The organism is Corynebacterium sp. HMSC034E11 (assembly GCF_001835905.1).
GTDB classification, from domain to species: domain Bacteria; phylum Actinomycetota; class Actinomycetes; order Mycobacteriales; family Mycobacteriaceae; genus Corynebacterium; species Corynebacterium coyleae.
Genome location: NZ_KV826415.1, coordinates 147,357 through 163,375, shown reverse-complemented (window position 1 = coordinate 163,375; position 16,019 = coordinate 147,357). Strand labels below are relative to the sequence as shown.

Below are 16,019 nucleotides of genomic sequence, written 5' to 3'. Positions count from 1 at the left end.
GTTACAGCCCTCGAATCAGGTCGAAGACCCCGGTGAGGTGTACCGCGAGTGGGATGACGGCGATGAGGGCGGCGATTTCGGCACGTTCGAACCAGACAACGGTTGTCGGTTCTAGGTCGGGTACGCGCCGGGCCCACAGCACGGTGGTTGTAGCTGCCAGTGCGGTGAGGACGGCGATGGTGATGAGGGCGGGATGCGGGTCGTCGATACGCACAACGCTGATGGCGGAAGCAATGACTGCCGCGAGTGCTATCGCCATCAGCGCAAGGCGGGTTGCAGCCCAGTGGTGGCGCGATGCGTAGACGACGAGTGCGCCGGCGATGCAGGTGCAGAACACGAAGTTCCATGCACCGCCGCTGCTGCCGATCTGGAGGAGCGCAGGGATGCTCACTGTGGCAATTCCGGCGGTGACTGCGCTGGCGATGGTGGTGGCGACTCGGCTGCGTGCGTCGACGTCTGGTTGGTATTCGTCGGCGCGATCGAATTCTTCGCCGGCGGTGGGCACGTGCGCCACGGCAAGGCCTGCAGCACGGGTGGCGATGCCGGGTGTGGCGGCAACCGTAAACAGGCCGGTGAGGACGGATAACGCAGCAGGCGAGTTTGCGGCGGGCAGCCAGGTGCCTAACGTGCCAATGCCGCTGAGCACCCCAACCGTGACAGCAAACGCCACCAATGCAGGGCCCGCAAGGCGCAGAGCCACTCCAATGCCGACGGTGATGAAGGCTGTGACGACGCCTGCGAGGGCGCCAAGAGCAACGTCTGTGCTGTGTAGGTTCGGTTCTGTGCCACCGATGACCCATGTGGCGGCGGCCCAGCCGAGGCACAACGGCGCTGCAGCAAACACGGCGGGCGATTTCGCAACAGCAGCGAGGGTGAGCGCGCATAACCCGGTGACGGCGAAGGTCGCGGGAGATGGGGCAAACATGCTGAGCAGCAACGCAATGCACGCTAACCCTACGAGGGTTGCGGCGGTGTCGAGGCCGCGCACGCTGCGGGCATTGCGGCCTGCGTGCGCGAGGGCGTCGGCGGCGTCGCGTACCACGGGAGGTGCGATGGGTTCTTTGGGGCGCAGGGCGATCACGGCGCCGTCGTGAAGCTTGAGCGCGTACAACGGCGTATGCATATCGAGTGGGCGCCCGCCTGCCGTGGAGATTTCCCACGGGCGGTGGATCTGCGGCAGTTCCACAAGACGCGCCAATTCGGGCAGCACCTCTGCAAACGTTGAGGATGTCGGCAGTGTGACATCGATATCGCGGTGAAACGCCGCAACAGAAACACGTACGGTTACGCGCACAATGTGGTGCGCCGAAGTAGCAACCAAAACTCTTCCCCCGGAAGTCTCAACGCGTGGCCCCCATTTGCCACGCAACTTGGGCCAGTATGGCGCACCGTTACGCTGCAGTCCAGCTTTTCGTACCCCTTTGGCGGGCAAATGGTCTACACTGCGCTCAACACTATGCCCAACACAGTTCGGGGGAACTGTGGCCACATGGGGTGAAAAGGGGGGATCCACGAATGCTCGGGTTAGACTACGATGCTGTGCTCGCACCAACTGCGGGCACACCTGACGTGCCGGCACTGCCAACAGGACAACTGCGTGCAGAGCCAGTCCCAACAGCGCAAAAGCCACAGACGCAGCCGGTGATCAAGATTTTGCTGCCAATTGTGATGGTGGTTGCCGTTGGTGCGGTGATGGCGCTGATGATGACATCTGGACGCACTGTGAGCCCAATGATGTTGATCTTCCCGCTGATGATGCTTTTCGGACTGTTGGGCATGATCAATCCGCAAGATCGGCAGGGAGATATCAACGAAACGCGCCGGGTGTACCTGCGCCACCTGGATGCGTTGACCCGGAAGGCGCGCGCGAACGCAGCGCAACAGCGCGCGCACGCGACAGGGTTGCACCCGGCTCCGGCAGATCTTGTTGCTGCGACACCGGTGGAGCGGGTTTGGGAGCGCACTGCGGCGTCACCGCTGGCGTTGACCGTCCGGTTGGGGACCGGCAGCGGTGCGCTGTGCACGCCTGTCGATGTAGAGGATCCGGGAAGCCCAGAGGACCTTGACCCGGTGTGCGCGGTGAGTCTTCGTCGCACTGTCGCTGCTGTAAGCACCGTGCCCGGCATGCCGATTGTTGTGCAGCTCGATGCATTTCCCGCGGTCACCCTGGCTGGTCCCGGTGCGCATGAGGTGGCGCGTTCCATCGTGTGCCAACTCGCGTTCTTTCATGGGCCCGAGTTGATCAGCATCGACGCGCCATTCGCGTGGGCGAAGTGGCTGCCGCACGCTCGCGCGGAACATGCACGTTTTCGCGTGGTGCTTATCGACGCCACCGTGGAGCACCCCCACGCCCCCGACGCCGACTGTGTGATTGTCGTCCACCCGGACGAGCACTACTTTGTGGATCCGGATGCCTTCCACCTCGTGTGCACCGATACGCTCGCTGCGGTCACCGAACAGGGCATGGAGCAACTCGGCCTTCCGGACTCGTTCACTGACGCGCAGGCGGAGTTCATCGCTCGCCACCTCGGGTTCTACCGACGCCCAGAAGGTGCGAGTGAAGACACGGGCGATCTGCTTGCCATGCTGGGGATTACGGACCTGGATGCACTCGATGCCACCACGATGTGGCCGGGGATGCGCAACAAGCTTGTTGTGCCCATCGGCGCGACCCCCGATGGGCAGCCGGTGTACCTGGACTTCAAAGAATCAGCGCTCGGTGGCATGGGCCCACACGGGCTCTGCATCGGAGCTACCGGTAGTGGTAAGTCCGAACTGCTTAAGGAAGTCGTTGTTGCGCTTGCCGCAACGCACTCGCCGGACGAGCTCAACTTGGTGCTTGTGGACTTCAAGGGCGGCGCAACCTTCCTCGGCTGCGAGGACCTGCCCCACACCAGTGCTGTGATTACCAACCTTGAAGACGAGGCCGTGCTGGTCGAGCGCATGTTTGATGCCATCTCCGGCGAGTTGAACCGCCGCCAGGAACTGCTGCGTGCCGCAGGCAACTTTGCCAACATCACCGACTACACCCGCGCTGGGCACACACTGCCGTCGCTGGTGATCATCGTCGATGAGTTTTCAGAATTGCTCTCGCAACACCCGCACTTCGCGGACCTTTTCGTCGCGGTGGGGCGCCTGGGCCGCTCACTTGGTGCGCACTTGTTGCTCGCCTCGCAGCGGCTCGAGGAAGGAAAGCTGCGCGGGCTCGATTCCCACTTGTCGTATCGCATCGGGTTGAAGACGTTTTCCGCAGGGGAGTCGCGCCAAGTCCTCGGCGTGCCGGATGCCTATGAACTGCCCAGTGAGCCGGGCTCGGGTTACCTCAAGTCAGGTATGGAACTCACTCGCTTTAGGGGTTCTTACGTCTCCGGCCCGCTGACCCGCCAGGTGCTGTCGCACTCCGACGACACCCCGACAGTGCGGGTGTTTACCGGCGATGAGATAGAAATCGCTCCGCAAACCGTGACCGATACCGACTATTCGACAACCCTGTTCGACGCCGTTGTGGAGAAAGCCCGCGACGTCGCCGCCACCCGGAGCATGCGCGCCCACCAGGTCTGGCTGCCACCGTTGCCGGATACTCTCGCGCTTTCTTCGCTTGTCGACGACACCATCGCCCTCGTCGACGAGCCCTATCGCCAACTCCAAGTCCCCTTCGCCGTGGACTTTTCCCGTGCCGGTGGGCATGCCGCCATTGCTGGTGCGCCGCAGACGGGGAAGTCGATGGCGGTGCGGTCGATCGTCGCCAAGCAAGCGCTGTGTCGCACAACCGATGAGGTGGCGATTTACATCATCAACGCTGGCGGCGGCGACTACAGCGACATCGAATCCCTGCCTCACGTGGCGGGTGTGGCGAACGTGAAGGATGAAGAACGCACGCGTCGTGTTATCGACGAGGTCACCGGACTCCTGGATGCGCCTGCCTCGCGCGCGACACTGCTCGTTGTCGATGGTTGGCATGCGTTGCTGGCCAACGATTCCAAACTCGAAGACCTGCGTGATCCTTTGGCGCGAATCGCCTCCGAAGGCCCTGCGGCACGCGTGCACCTGCTGATTACCACACAGCGGTGGAACGCGGTGCGCGCGAATGTGCGCGACCTCATCGGCACCCGCATCGAGATGCGCCTGACCGAGCCGATGGATTCGCTGATCGACCGCAAGGCCCAAGAACGTCTCGCCGCCGTGCCGGGACGTGCGCTCACCCCGGACGGCAAAGTCATGCATGTCGCGCTGACCAGCGCCGAAGACATCGCACACATCGCAGCCCAGGCGGCGAGCCAGACGCCGGTGCCACGCCTGCGCGTGCTGCCAGCAAGAGTCGACGCGCAACCGCTTATCGACGGCACCCGCATCCCACTCGGCATTGGCGGAGCGGACCTTGCACCGCTGTACTCCACCGGCCACATCCTGGCCATCGGTGCAGGCGGCGCGGGCAAATCCGCCTTCATCGCCAGCACGATTGCGGCTATTTCAGCGATGCCACGCGAACAAGCCCGCATGGTGATCTGCGACCCGCGCCGGGCACACCTGGCTCATGCGGACAGCGACATGGTCGCGGCGTACGCAGCTTCCTCGAGTGCGATCACCGATGCGGTGCGCTCGCTGGCCACCACGCTGACCTCGCGACTGCCGGGCAGCGACGTCACACCCGCCCAACTGGCAGACAGGTCCTGGTGGGCAGGCCCAGAGCTCTACTTGCTCATCGACGATCTCGACCTGGTCGGCGACGAACCACTGCGCCCAATCATCGACTTGTTACCCCACGCACGTGACATCGGCTTGCACATCGTGGTGGCGCGCAAGTTCGGCGGTGTTGGGCGTGCCATGTTTGGCCCGTTCCTCGCCGCTGTGAAAGACCTTCACCCAGACGTGCTGATTATGGACGGCACCAAGGACGAAGGTGCACTCTTCGGCGTCCGACCGGCACCGCAGCCACCAGGGCGCGCAACGCTCGTACAGGGCGAGCCGAAGGGCATGATCCAACTGCCGATGCTGAATATGGGGGACTAAATGACAGACCTGCGCATTACCGCGACCGATGCGTCGACCGTGTTCACCGGTGCGGCCGACGTCCACCGCTTCGACGCGCCAAGCAGCCGTGAAATCGCGAACACGATCCGCACTGTGCTGGGGCCGAACCCAGACGGGGCACACGTGCACATCACCGCAGACGACACGCGCCTACGCGAGCTCGAGTACGCCCTGGCGGACTACGACATTGACTTAACCACCGAACTCCTTGGTCCCGATCCGGCAGACGTGCCACGTTCGCTCAACGCACCCTCCGCGCCACCTGCGCCGTGGGATCCGCCACGGGACCCGCCGACAGACACGTTCGCGGCAATTGCGGACAACCGCTCGTCAAACATCGGCGTCTGGATCATCGCCGCAGTCGTCGCGGTAGTCGCAGTCGTGTGTGCGGTGGTCATCTTCAACGTTGTCTGGAAAGGCAGCGTTGGCAGTGCCGGCAGCGCCAGCAGTGCAGCGAACACGGACAGTTCAATTGCGACACCGACGGCTACTGAAGCTGCGGCGGGGGCAACGCCGTCTGTGGCGGTGGAGTCGTCGATACGCGAAGAAGCACCGCAGACCGTCCTGCTTGAACAAGACGGCCTTCAAGTGGAACTGCCTGCCGGGTTCGCGCTTGAGGCCGACGATGGCACGTGGCGCGCAACCGGCGATGATCCGAATTTCCGCCTCCACATCGCCGTCGAGAGGCTGTACCAATTACCGGCCAAGACTATGGCCGAGCAACTCCTCGCCGATGTTGAGGCGGACCCGCAAACAGAACTTGTGGACACGGACGGCACCTCGGTGACCTACCTGGAGCGCGCCGCGGATGGATCGCAGGCGCTCTGGAAGACCTGGCCGCACGGCACCACCCAGCTTTTCGTGGGCTGCCACACGCGCCATGAACCCACCACAGTGCAACGCGCGACGTGTCGAATGGCCATGGAAACCGCTGAATTTAAGGGGGCTGACATGCGGACATGAAAAACTTTTGAATTCGATGGAACCGAAAGCACCAAATGTCAGTCAGATATATGAACGGCAAACACACACCGTTCATCCAACCTAAACACACAAGGGGGAAACCATGGAGCTGTTCGCCACTGAAGCGGAGGTCATGCGCGCCGCCGCAGACCGTACCGACGACACCAACGCAAACGTCAACCGTGAAATCGATCGCATCCAACAGGTAGTCGAATCCACTCGCAACTACTGGGTGGGCAACGCGCAGCGCAGTTTCGACGACCTGATGATGCGCTACGACGACGCTCAAAAGCGTTTGTCGGAGGCGTTGACCGCGATCTCCGCGAACATTCGCGACAACGCGAAGCACTACGAGTCCACCGACGCAACCAACACCGACAGCCTCCGTCAGCTCGCTGGCGGACTCGCACTCTAACCACAAGGGGGAACCACCATGCAGATCAAATACGACTTCGCTCAGATCGCCGGCGCATCCGAAGATATGCGCGCATCCGCATCCCGCATCAACGGCGACCTGGCCGAACTGAAGCAGATGCTCCAGCCCATGGTCCAGACCTGGGAAGGTACCGCCGCCACCGCCTACCAGGCACACCAAGCCAAGTGGGACCAGGCAGCAGAGGACCTCAACCAGATCCTCACCCAGATCGCGCAGACCGTTGAAGATGGCAACTCCACCATGTTGGCCGTCAACAACGCTGCAGCGAACAGCTGGGGCTAACCAACAGACTTGCGTCGGGGCGACAACGCCGACCATCGGGGGATAGGGCGCGGCAGACCCGTCCCCGGCGCATCCACAAAAGAAAAAGGGGGACTCGGGGGAAACGCCGCCGCAGGTGACTATGGGGAACACCTGCGGCGGCGTTTTTGTTTTGCGGCCAGATTGCCGTAGTGTTTAACCCCTGTGTGTCCCGCCTGACGCGCGTTTCGGGTCTCCACCGGCCGCCGGAACCGTCGAGGAACATGCGAAGTATGGCCGGCAGCAATCTAGACAGACTTTAAGGAGTCATGCATGTCTACTTACCACCCGAAGAGCGGTGACGTGACCCGTAACTGGTACGTCATCGACGCAACCGACGTGGTGCTGGGCAAGCTTGCTTCCACCGCAGCAGACCTGCTGCGCGGTAAGCACAAGCCGCAGTTCGCACCGAACGTTGACACCGGCGATCACGTCATCGTGATCAACGCCGACAAGATCCACATCTCCTCCAACAAGCGCGATCGCGAGATGCGTTACCGCCACTCCGGCTACCCGGGTGGTCTGAAGTCCATGACCCTGGGCCGCGCACTGGACGAGCGTCCGGACCGCGTGATCGAGGAAGCTGTGAAGGGCATGATGCCGCACAACAAGCTCTCCCGCCAGTCCATCAAGAAGCTGCACGTCTTCGTCGGCTCCGAGCACCCGTACGCTGCTCAGAAGCCGGAAACCTACGAGTTTAAGCAGGTGGCACAGTAATGACCGAGCCGAACAACTACGACAACCTCGCTGCCGACACCGACATCGATGCCGCAACCGCAGCAACCGAGGAGTTCAACTACACCATCGGTGACGCAATTGCGCCGGAGGCTGACGCTGCTGAGGAGACCGTTGAGGTCGCACCGCTGCACGAGGGCCCGATCCAGACTGTTGGTCGTCGTAAGCGCGCAATCGCTCGCGTGACCGTCGTCGAGGGCGAAGGCAAGATCACAGTCAACGGCCGTGAGTTCGAGGAGTACTTCCCGAACAAGCTGCACCAGCAGGACATCCTGACCCCGCTGACGCTGCTCGAGCGCGAGGGCCAGTTCGACATCAAGGCCAACATCTCCGGTGGTGGCCCGACCGGCCAGTCCGGTGCTCTGCGTCTGGCTATTGCCCGCGCACTGAACATCTACAACCCGGCTGAGCGCCCGACCCTGAAGAAGGCCGGCCTGCTCACCCGTGACGCTCGTGCCGTGGAGCGCAAGAAGGCTGGTCTGCACAAGGCCCGTCGCGCACCGCAGTACTCCAAGCGTTAATCGCTGGCTTACTCCACACGCCGTCGCCCGGTTTCGGGTGGCGGCGTTTGCCGTTTCTTCTGTCGTTGTTGGTGAGCGGACCGGTTGCGAGGGTTCGTCGATAAGCAATTGCAGCAAGCATGCATAATTGTGGGCATGACTCGATTGTTTGGAACTGATGGTGTTCGCGGCTTGGCCAATGAGGCGTTGACGGCGCCGTTGGCGTTGAAGCTCGGCGCGGCTGCGGCAACGGTGCTGACGAAGGATCGTCGCTCCGGGAAGCGTCGCCCAGTGGCGCTCATTGGGCGCGACCCGCGCGTCTCCGGCGAGATGCTGGCGGCAGCGATGGCAGCCGGCATGGCGTCGAAGGGCGTGGACGTGCTGCGTGTCGGTGTGATTCCGACGCCTGGCCTGGCGTTTCTTACGGACGACTACGGCGCAGACATCGGTGTAATGATTTCCGCCTCCCACAACCCGATGCCGGATAACGGGATCAAGTTCTTCTCCGCTGGTGGTCACAAGCTGCCGGACGATATTGAAGACGAGATTGAGCGCGCCATGGACGAGCTGGAGGAAGCCGGCCCGACCGGCACCAGCATCGGCCGTGTGATTGAGGAGGCCCCAGATGCGCAGAGCCGCTACCTGGCGCATCTGGCTGATGCGGTAAGCACCGACCTGTCGGGCATCAAGGTTGTGGTGGACTGCGCGAACGGTGCAGCGTTCGAGGTAGCCCCGAAGGCGTATGCGGCAGCGGGGGCTGACGTGACCGCGATCTTTAACAAGCCCGACGCCTACAACATCAACGACGGCGCAGGCTCCACGCATATGGAGCAGATTCAGCGCGCAGTGGTTGAGCACGGCGCGGACCTTGGTTTGGCGCACGATGGTGACGCGGATCGTTGCTTGGCTGTGGACGCCGAGGGCAATGTTGTCGACGGCGACCAGATCATGGCTGTACTGGCAACCGCGATGCGCGACAACAACTCGTTGCGCTCCAACACGCTGGTGGCCACGGTGATGAGCAACCTGGGGCTGAAGCAGGCAATGAAGCGCGAGGGCATCGAGATGCGGGAGACCAAAGTGGGCGACCGTTATGTCCTCGAAGAGCTCAACCGTGGCGACTTCTCCTTGGGTGGCGAGCAGTCCGGCCACATTGTGGTTCCGGAGCATGCGACCACCGGCGATGGCGTGCTGTCCGGTCTGATGCTCATGGCACGCATGGCTGAAACCGGGAAGTCGCTCGCTGAGTTGGCGAGTGTGATGACCGTGCTGCCGCAGACGCTGATCAACGTTCCGGTCTCAGACAAGTCGCGCATTCTTGACGACGAATCCGTTACCGCCGCGATCCGCGAAGCTGAAGCGGAGCTGGGCGATACCGGTCGTGTCTTGCTGCGTCCGTCGGGTACCGAGGAGCTGTTCCGCGTGATGGTGGAAGCAGCTGAGGAAGAACAGGCACGAAAGGTTGCCGGACAGCTCGCGGCGGTCGTCGCAGCCGTGTAACTTCTGAGTAAGAAGTTTTTTGCCCCGGCAGGGAACCGCCGGGGCGTTGGGGGAGTCTAACTAAGTAGAAATAGTTGGACTGGAATCTTTTCAGGGGTGGGAAATGACACGACATGTCAGTGCTGTCGACGTTGACGTTGACAATGTTCGAACGCAGTACGGTGCCGCGATTAACGCGTACCGTGCTGCGGCGCACGACCTCGACACGAGGCGCATCACGGTGGACCCGTCTGCTTTCGGCGATGGCTTCGCGGAGCAAGGCCGGCGTGTTGCTGAGGCACTTGAGGCGCTTCACAGTACGTCGAAGCGGTTTTTAGAGGTCCGTAGCGAGAACTGGGAGCAGGTGCTCGCGCTTACCGACGACATCGTGGCCGCCGATGCACTCGCAGCCGAGGTACTTGAGGGGGTGGAGCAGCCATGATGCCGACAGTGCAAGATGATGTCCGCACCCTCGTCGAAGCGGTCGAGGTTGCACCTGAGGTGCCAGAACACCAGCGCAATGCCGTGCGAGGCCTTGCCGGTGAGTTGATGTCCGAGTCCTCCTGTATCAACGGGCTCGACCTTTCGGTGTTCGCACAGATCGGCTTGCAATTGGCGTTGAGTTGTGAGCGTCCGGATACGCCAGCGCGCACGTGCACGGCAGATAACAGCGGATGGTTTGAAGAGGTGGGCATCCGGGATCGGGAGTGCCGAAATGAAGCCCGCGAGACCGACCACTTTGAACACGTCAAGCAGGTAGGCCAGCGTATTGGAGAGTGCTCTTCGGCGATAGAAGCGATCGTGCGCTCAGCTGATATGGCGATTCGTGCGATCTTGGAACCTGCGCGCCGTGTGTTCGAAATCGCGCAGCGTTGCGGGATCACTCAGATTGTGGAGATCGCCGTAGAGGTGATCATCGAAGCGCTGCGGTGTGCAACGGCAACGACCACGGACCGAAATGGGGTGATCCGGGAGTGCCTCGACAGCATTGCCGAGTGCACTGGTGAGGCGGCGCAAACCCAGCCAGAGCCTGCGGTGGAGAAACCATGCGACACGGTTGCAAGCTCCTCGGTCGGCACTGTGGCCGCCGGCGTGAATATCTCGGTCGATGTGGGGCTGAAGCTGGGCGTTGAGCTCGACCTCGCACAAGGAGAGGTGGAATGCCCGCCGGAGGAAGCACCGAAGCCGGAGCCTGAACCGCCGGCGAAACCAGCACCGAAACCTGCTCCAGCACCGGCGCCAACGCCACCGCCACCGCCTGCACCTGCACCGACACCGACTAAGGATGGGGTTATCGCCCCACCGCCAGAACTGTCGCAGGTGCAAGAGCCGCCACCACCGCCGAAGAAGGCACAGCACGTCGATACAACGGCTGCTTCCGTAGGTGGCGCAGACGGGGCACAATCAGGCGCTCAGGGCGGGCAGGATCCGTGGGCAATGAAGAAAACGGGGGAGTGGTAACCAATGGATTACGAGTTGTTTGTGCTCCAGTTCCAACGTAGGACGCAAAAACGCATGGCTGATTTTGAGGCCATGATGCGCGAGCACCAGAACAAGATGGAACAAACTGCGAAGCACTACGCCAGAGCGCGCGAGACGATGGAACGGCCGAAGCCGGTCGCGCCGCGTGGGGATTACACCTTGGAACGCTCGCGTGTGTCTGCGGCGCGTCGCGCAAGAAGGGCGCAGGTGCATGCGGTGCTGCAAAGCCAGGCCCGGGGGACTCCGCCGGAGCAGCCCGGCGTGGGCGAAGAGGCCTAACCCGCGAGTGAGAACCCCGCGGAAGCGCGCCGCCCTAGAACAGGGAGAAACCGGCGTTGTCGCGGGCCAGCCCCGCGGCCTTGGCGAGCTTCTCGCCAGAAAGGGAGACCACGCCAGAGCCTTCGGCGTCGGCTTCCGCGTAGCCGGCGTAGGCCTTCTCGTCGTTTAGCACGTGCAGCAAGTAGCCCACGAGCAAGCCGCGCACGGTTTCCTGCAGTGCGCGGTCGGACTTGCCCAAGCCGAGGATGCGCTTGATCATGCCGTCTTCGGAGAAGGACTGCTGATCGCCCTTCTTCGGCGCGCGGTAGACCACATCGCCTGCCCAGTTGTAGGCAAGCTTTGCGGGGTTGCCCGGGTCGAACAAGGAATCGCCGTCCTCGCCGGGGCCGATGACCATGCCGGGGGCGAAGAGCGCACGGGCTGCTTCCACCGCGGACGGTGCGACGTTTGCCGGGTACACCGTCGCCACAGCCTTCACCTTCGGGTTGTCTACCGCCGCAAGCACTGCGGCGCCACCACCCATGCCGTGGCCGACGATGCCGAGTTTGCCTGGGGAGACAGAGATGTTGCCGTTGCCTAGTCGCACGCCGGCGAGGATCTGCAGGCTCGTCTCCAGGTCTGCAGCAAAGCCACGGTGATCTGGCCTAAACCCGGTTTCGGTGTTGGGTGCTGCGACTGCGATGCCCCAGCTGGCCAGGTGGCGCAGTGTGCCGTGGTAGTCGTCGATGTCTTTCGTCCAGTCGTGGCCGAACGCGACAGCGGGCAGGTTCTTGCCCTCGGCAGGGGTGTACACCTTGCCGGGCAGGCCCGTGTAGCCCAAGTCGCCTTCAAGGACGCGGTGGGGGCCACGCTTGGACAGGTCAGAGAGTTTCTTTAGCTTCGCAGACACGCCGACGATCCTACTGCATCCTTGTCTGGACTAGGGTGAGTCCATCGTTGCAGGCGGGGTTACTCAGGAGGCAGGATGCTCGGCGCGTTACAGCTCGCATTCGTCGATTCGGTGAACCTTCTGCTCATCGGGGTCATCGTTGCAGTAGGAATTGCGGTGCCACGGGGAAACGGCCGCTACGCCAAGACGACATCGTTGCTGATTGCCGGTGACTGGCTGGGGGTGGCGGGGCTTGCGCTGCTGATGCTTGTCATTTTCGACGGGTTGGGCTCCGCCGTTGAACGTTTTGTCAACGGCCCTGTCTTCGGTGTGCTGCTGATCGCAACGGGTTTGCTGACGGCGGTGCTTGCCATGCGTGGCGGTGACAACCAGGCGCTGACGCAGAAGATCATGCAGCACCTGAACACGCCCGGTCCGCTGACGGTGCTGACGGGTTTTGTCTTGGGGCTGGTGCAGTCCGCAACCTCGGGACCGTTTTTCGGCGGGCTTGCGTTGCTGTCCGCCTCGGGTATTGACGCGCAGGTGCGTTACGCGGCGATTCCGCTGTACGCCTCGGTGGCGTTGTCGCTGCCAACGCTGTGTGCGCTGCTGGTCGGGTTGGTGCGCGCTCGTTCTGAAAGTCTCGCAGGCAGGGGGTTTGCGTGGGCGCGCAGCCACCCGCAGCAGGTGACGGCAGCCGCGACGTGGGCTGTGGCAGTAATGCTGACTGTGCTGGGTGTCGTGCACCTGCTGTAGGTGGTGCACAATGGGGCGTATGTTTCCGCTCCGTACAACGATTGATTTAGGTGCGATTGCGCACAACACTCGCCGTCTGAAAGAGCAGGCAGGCGAGGCGAAACTCATGTGTGTGGTGAAGGCGGACGCCTATAACCATGGCGTCGAAAAGTGTGTTCCGGTGATGGATCGCAATGGCGCAGATGCGTTCGGCGTGGCCACGTTGGCTGAGGCTCGTCGTGTCCGTGAGGTCACACAGAAGCCTGTGCTCGCCTGGTTGTGGAGTATCCACGAGGAGTTACCGGAGGGCATCGATCTTGGCGCGCCGAGTGTTGCCCATTTGCAGTTGCTTATCGACGAACCCACGCACCGCACCGTCTACCTCATGGTGGATACGGGCATGCACCGCTCCGGTATCGACGAACCGGAGTGGGAAGCGGCGTTCAAGATGGCATTTGAGGCGGAGCAGGCCGGCAAGATTGAGGTTGCTGGTTTGATGACGCACCTGGCGTGCGCCGACAACCCGGTCGACCCCTACACGGATTTCCAGGCGGAGAACTTCCGCAAGGCGATCGAGGCGGCGCGTGCGGCCGGATTGCGTGTGGAGCGAAACCACATGGCGAACTCGCCAGCGACTTGGACGCGCAAAGATTTGCACTTTGACATGGTGCGCCCGGGCGTGAGCCTGTACGGGCTCGAACCAGTGGCGGGGCTTGACCACGACCTGAAACCGGCGATGACGTGGGTGGGCCAGGTCATCGCGGTTAAGCCGATGAAGCAGGGCGAAGCAACCAGTTACGCACGCACCTGGGAAGCGCCCGAGGACGGCTACACCGCAGTGATTCCGGCCGGTTACGCAGACGGCGTGCACCGTAGCTGGCAGGGTGCGTTGGAGATCGCCATCAATGGCCAGACCTACACCCAGGTTGGGCGTGTGAGCATGGACCAGATTGTGGTGTGGCTCGGCGCGAACGAACACAACGTCCAGGCAGGCGACGAGGCGGTCATCTTCGGCGCCGACGGTCGCAGCGCGACGGATCTGGCAAAGGCTGCCGGCACGATTAACTACGAGGTCGTCTGCGCGCCGGAGGGCCGAACGCTTCGCACCTATGTAGGGGAGGAGTAAGTGAAGGACACGTTTGCGTGTGAAGGAAAGCGGGTGTGTGAGGGGGTCGTCGATACGCAGCAGCTTGGTGAGGAGCTCGGCGCAGCACTTGAGGCGGGGGATCTAGTGATCCTGGATGGCCCGCTCGGCGCCGGCAAGACCACGTTCACACAAGGTATTGCGCGTGGCATGCAGGTGAAGGGGCGCGTGACCAGCCCGACGTTTGTCATCGCGCGCCAACACGCTTCCACTGTGGGTGGGCCTGCGTTGGTGCATGTGGATGCCTACCGTCTCGGCGACGATCCGCTGGGTGAGCTCGATGCGCTCGACCTGGATACCGAGTTGGAAGATGCCGTGGTGGTCGCAGAATGGGGCGGCGGTTTGATGGAGCAGTTGGGGGCGCGCCACATCTTGGTGCAGTTGGATCGGGAGACTCTCGCGGAGACTGAGGGCAGGATAGTTTCCTGGCGTGTCGTGGAGGGGATGTAGGCTTACACCCATGCTGAAAACGAGTAGCAAAGCCCGTGGTTGGATCATTCTCGCGGCGGTGCTGTGGTTGGTGATCCTGATCGGGATCATCTTCATCCCGCAGTCCCGCGGCTCGAACGCAGTGGATGAGGTGAAGCCGACGAACTCGCTGACGCGTGCGCTGGCGCAGACTCGTCCGGGCGGCGACATGGTTGCCGCGCAGCTCGTTGACCCGTCCAGGGTGTACGACGCAAACGAGTACATGGGGTACACCACGCTGTGCCCAGGCGAGCCGGAGGAGCTGGTGAAGGCGAAGAAGGAAGCCTTCGCGCTGACGGATGAGGATGTGGACCTCAACGGCGAGATGGGTTACGTGCTGCTGATCCCAGCGGAGGGTGAGACTGCCCTGATCGACCCGGTTGAGTTGAAGAAGGTCGACATCTGCACTGTTCCGCAGTCGGAGACTTTCCCGCTGAACACCGCAATGCCGTTCTACAACACGAAGGGCCAGTGGGCTCTGGGGATGGGCCAGTAATGCTGGTGCTCGCCCTCGACACGGCGACTACGGATTTGGTCGCAGGTGTCGTGGATACCGAGGCGGCGAAAACGCTTGCTGAGGCAACCGTTGCTACGCGTGCGCACAACGAGCAGCTTGTGCCGACAGTGCAGGTGCTTCTCGACGAAGCCTCGCTCACCTTCGCCGACCTCGACGCCATCGTTGTCGGTTGCGGGCCGGGCCCGTTTACCGGTTTGCGTGTCGGGATGGCCACCGCCTCTGCGCTTGGCCAGGCGCTTGGCATTCCGGTGCATGGGGTATGCACCCACGATGCGGTAGCGGTAGACCGCCAAGGCGATGTGCTTGTGGTGACCGACGCCCGCCGCCGCGAGGTGTACTGGGCCCGGTACAACGACGGTGCCCGTGTTGCAGGCCCCGAGGTATGTAAGCCGGCGGATCTGCCAGTGGAGCAGGTGGACGTGCTGAGCGTGCCCGACAACCTTGCAGAGCAGGTCACGGTCGTAGCAGGCACTATTGCGTACCATGCGCCGGCCCCGGCTGGGTTGGTTGCTGTGGCGGATCTGAGCGCCACCCCGGAGCCTCTCGTCCCGCTGTATTTGCGTCGGCCGGATGCGGTGCCACCGAAGCAAGCTCCGAAGTCGCCCGCGCTGCCGTGATGGAGTTCCGTGAACTGACAGTCGGCGATGCGGCCGCGGCGGCAGCGATAGAGGCTGTCCTGTTCGCCGGGGATAACCCGTGGTCGGAGGCAGCATTTCGTTCAGAGATTGCTGCGCCCCACACGTTTTACCTCGGTGCGTTTGAAGCAGACCGGATGCTTGGTTACGCGGGGCTTGCAATGCTGGGCCCGCGCGACGACCCAGAGTTTGAAATCCACACCATCGGGGTGGACCCCGAACAGCAGGGCCGCGGCCTGGGCCGGGCGTTGATGGACCAGATGATGCACACCGCTGACCTCATGGATGGTCCGGTCTATCTTGAGGTGCGGGTGGATAACGAGCCCGCGATCGCGCTGTATAAACGTTTCGAGTTTTTCACCGCCGGCGTGCGGAAGAACTACTATCAGGCCTCCGGCATGGACGCGTACACCATGACGCGCCCGCGCAAGAGCGAAAGGGTGTAAG

General features: G+C 62.8%; 18 protein-coding genes. 16 read left to right on the top strand and 2 right to left on the bottom strand.

Annotated features, from left to right (window positions below):
- Window position 1 precedes the first annotated feature (1 nt).
- Window positions 2-1,321, bottom strand: coding sequence for a type VII secretion integral membrane protein EccD (eccD, locus tag HMPREF2690_RS09155; protein ID WP_070820719.1), 1,320 nt, complete (start codon window positions 1,319-1,321; stop codon window positions 2-4).
- 218 nt (window positions 1,322-1,539) lie between these two features.
- Between eccD and eccCb the strand changes: the two genes are divergently transcribed.
- The 10 genes from eccCb to HMPREF2690_RS09105 all read left to right on the top strand — a co-directional run bounded on the left by eccCb (window position 1,540) and on the right by HMPREF2690_RS09105 (window position 11,205).
- Window positions 1,540-5,010: a type VII secretion protein EccCb gene (gene eccCb, locus HMPREF2690_RS09150; protein ID WP_371326024.1), complete on the top strand. Its 3,471-nt coding sequence runs from the start codon at window positions 1,540-1,542 to the stop codon at window positions 5,008-5,010.
- Window positions 5,011-5,994 (top strand): type VII secretion-associated protein, encoded by a 984-nt coding sequence (locus HMPREF2690_RS09145; RefSeq protein ID WP_070482483.1) that lies wholly within the window; start codon window positions 5,011-5,013, stop codon window positions 5,992-5,994.
- A 103-nt stretch (window positions 5,995-6,097) separates the two neighbouring features.
- Window positions 6,098-6,409 (top strand): WXG100 family type VII secretion target, encoded by a 312-nt coding sequence (locus HMPREF2690_RS09140; protein ID WP_070422754.1) that lies wholly within the window; start codon window positions 6,098-6,100, stop codon window positions 6,407-6,409.
- Window positions 6,410-6,427: 18 nt separating this feature from the next.
- Window positions 6,428-6,712 carry a WXG100 family type VII secretion target gene (locus HMPREF2690_RS09135; protein ID WP_070422755.1) on the top strand — a complete coding sequence of 95 codons (285 nt, stop codon included), beginning with the start codon at window positions 6,428-6,430 and terminating at the stop codon, window positions 6,710-6,712.
- A 291-nt stretch (window positions 6,713-7,003) separates the two neighbouring features.
- A complete protein-coding gene (gene rplM / locus HMPREF2690_RS09130) occupies window positions 7,004-7,447 on the top strand; it encodes a 50S ribosomal protein L13 (protein ID WP_070422756.1) in 444 nt (147 codons plus the stop codon).
- Entirely contained in the window at window positions 7,447-7,986 is a 540-nt protein-coding gene (gene rpsI / locus HMPREF2690_RS09125) for a 30S ribosomal protein S9 (RefSeq protein ID WP_070422757.1), read from the top strand. Before rplM ends, rpsI begins: the two co-directional genes overlap by 1 nt.
- Before the next feature lie 135 nt (window positions 7,987-8,121).
- Window positions 8,122-9,465 carry a phosphoglucosamine mutase gene (gene glmM / locus HMPREF2690_RS09120; RefSeq protein ID WP_070820717.1) on the top strand — a complete coding sequence of 448 codons (1,344 nt, stop codon included), beginning with the start codon at window positions 8,122-8,124 and terminating at the stop codon, window positions 9,463-9,465.
- Between the two features lie 103 nt (window positions 9,466-9,568).
- Window positions 9,569-9,886 carry a hypothetical protein gene (locus HMPREF2690_RS09115; RefSeq protein ID WP_070450572.1) on the top strand — a complete coding sequence of 106 codons (318 nt, stop codon included), beginning with the start codon at window positions 9,569-9,571 and terminating at the stop codon, window positions 9,884-9,886.
- A complete protein-coding gene (locus HMPREF2690_RS09110; protein WP_070820716.1) occupies window positions 9,883-10,905 on the top strand; it encodes a hypothetical protein in 1,023 nt (340 codons plus the stop codon). Before HMPREF2690_RS09115 ends, HMPREF2690_RS09110 begins: the two co-directional genes overlap by 4 nt.
- 54 nt (window positions 10,906-10,959) lie before the next feature.
- On the top strand, window positions 10,960-11,205 hold the full coding sequence (locus tag HMPREF2690_RS09105; RefSeq protein WP_141739346.1) for a hypothetical protein: 246 nt from the start codon (window positions 10,960-10,962) through the stop codon (window positions 11,203-11,205).
- Window positions 11,206-11,239: 34 nt separating this feature from the next.
- Here HMPREF2690_RS09105 and HMPREF2690_RS09100 read toward each other — a convergent pair whose 3' ends face one another.
- Window positions 11,240-12,094 (bottom strand): dienelactone hydrolase family protein, encoded by an 855-nt coding sequence (locus HMPREF2690_RS09100; RefSeq protein ID WP_070450566.1) that lies wholly within the window; start codon window positions 12,092-12,094, stop codon window positions 11,240-11,242.
- A gap of 75 nt (window positions 12,095-12,169) precedes the next feature.
- On the opposite strand from HMPREF2690_RS09100, the gene HMPREF2690_RS09095 reads away from it, so the two are divergent.
- From HMPREF2690_RS09095 to rimI, 6 genes are read left to right on the top strand one after another with little or no spacing between them, the layout of a single operon-like run.
- Window positions 12,170-12,829: a GAP family protein gene (locus HMPREF2690_RS09095; RefSeq protein WP_070422763.1), complete on the top strand. Its 660-nt coding sequence runs from the start codon at window positions 12,170-12,172 to the stop codon at window positions 12,827-12,829.
- A 19-nt stretch (window positions 12,830-12,848) separates the two neighbouring features.
- Window positions 12,849-13,934, top strand: coding sequence for an alanine racemase (alr, locus tag HMPREF2690_RS09090; RefSeq protein ID WP_070820772.1), 1,086 nt, complete (start codon window positions 12,849-12,851; stop codon window positions 13,932-13,934).
- Window positions 13,935-14,402 carry a tRNA (adenosine(37)-N6)-threonylcarbamoyltransferase complex ATPase subunit type 1 TsaE gene (tsaE, locus tag HMPREF2690_RS09085; RefSeq protein WP_083284743.1) on the top strand — a complete coding sequence of 156 codons (468 nt, stop codon included), beginning with the start codon at window positions 13,935-13,937 and terminating at the stop codon, window positions 14,400-14,402.
- Between the two features lie 10 nt (window positions 14,403-14,412).
- Window positions 14,413-14,916, top strand: coding sequence for a hypothetical protein (locus HMPREF2690_RS09080; protein WP_070482475.1), 504 nt, complete (start codon window positions 14,413-14,415; stop codon window positions 14,914-14,916).
- Window positions 14,916-15,554, top strand: a complete 639-nt coding sequence (gene tsaB / locus HMPREF2690_RS09075; RefSeq protein WP_070422766.1) for a tRNA (adenosine(37)-N6)-threonylcarbamoyltransferase complex dimerization subunit type 1 TsaB — start codon at window positions 14,916-14,918, stop codon at window positions 15,552-15,554. The genes HMPREF2690_RS09080 and tsaB overlap by 1 nt, the downstream gene beginning before the upstream one ends.
- Window positions 15,554-16,018: a ribosomal protein S18-alanine N-acetyltransferase gene (gene rimI, locus HMPREF2690_RS09070; RefSeq protein WP_070482471.1), complete on the top strand. Its 465-nt coding sequence runs from the start codon at window positions 15,554-15,556 to the stop codon at window positions 16,016-16,018. Before tsaB ends, rimI begins: the two co-directional genes overlap by 1 nt.
- Window position 16,019: the final 1 nt, after the last annotated feature.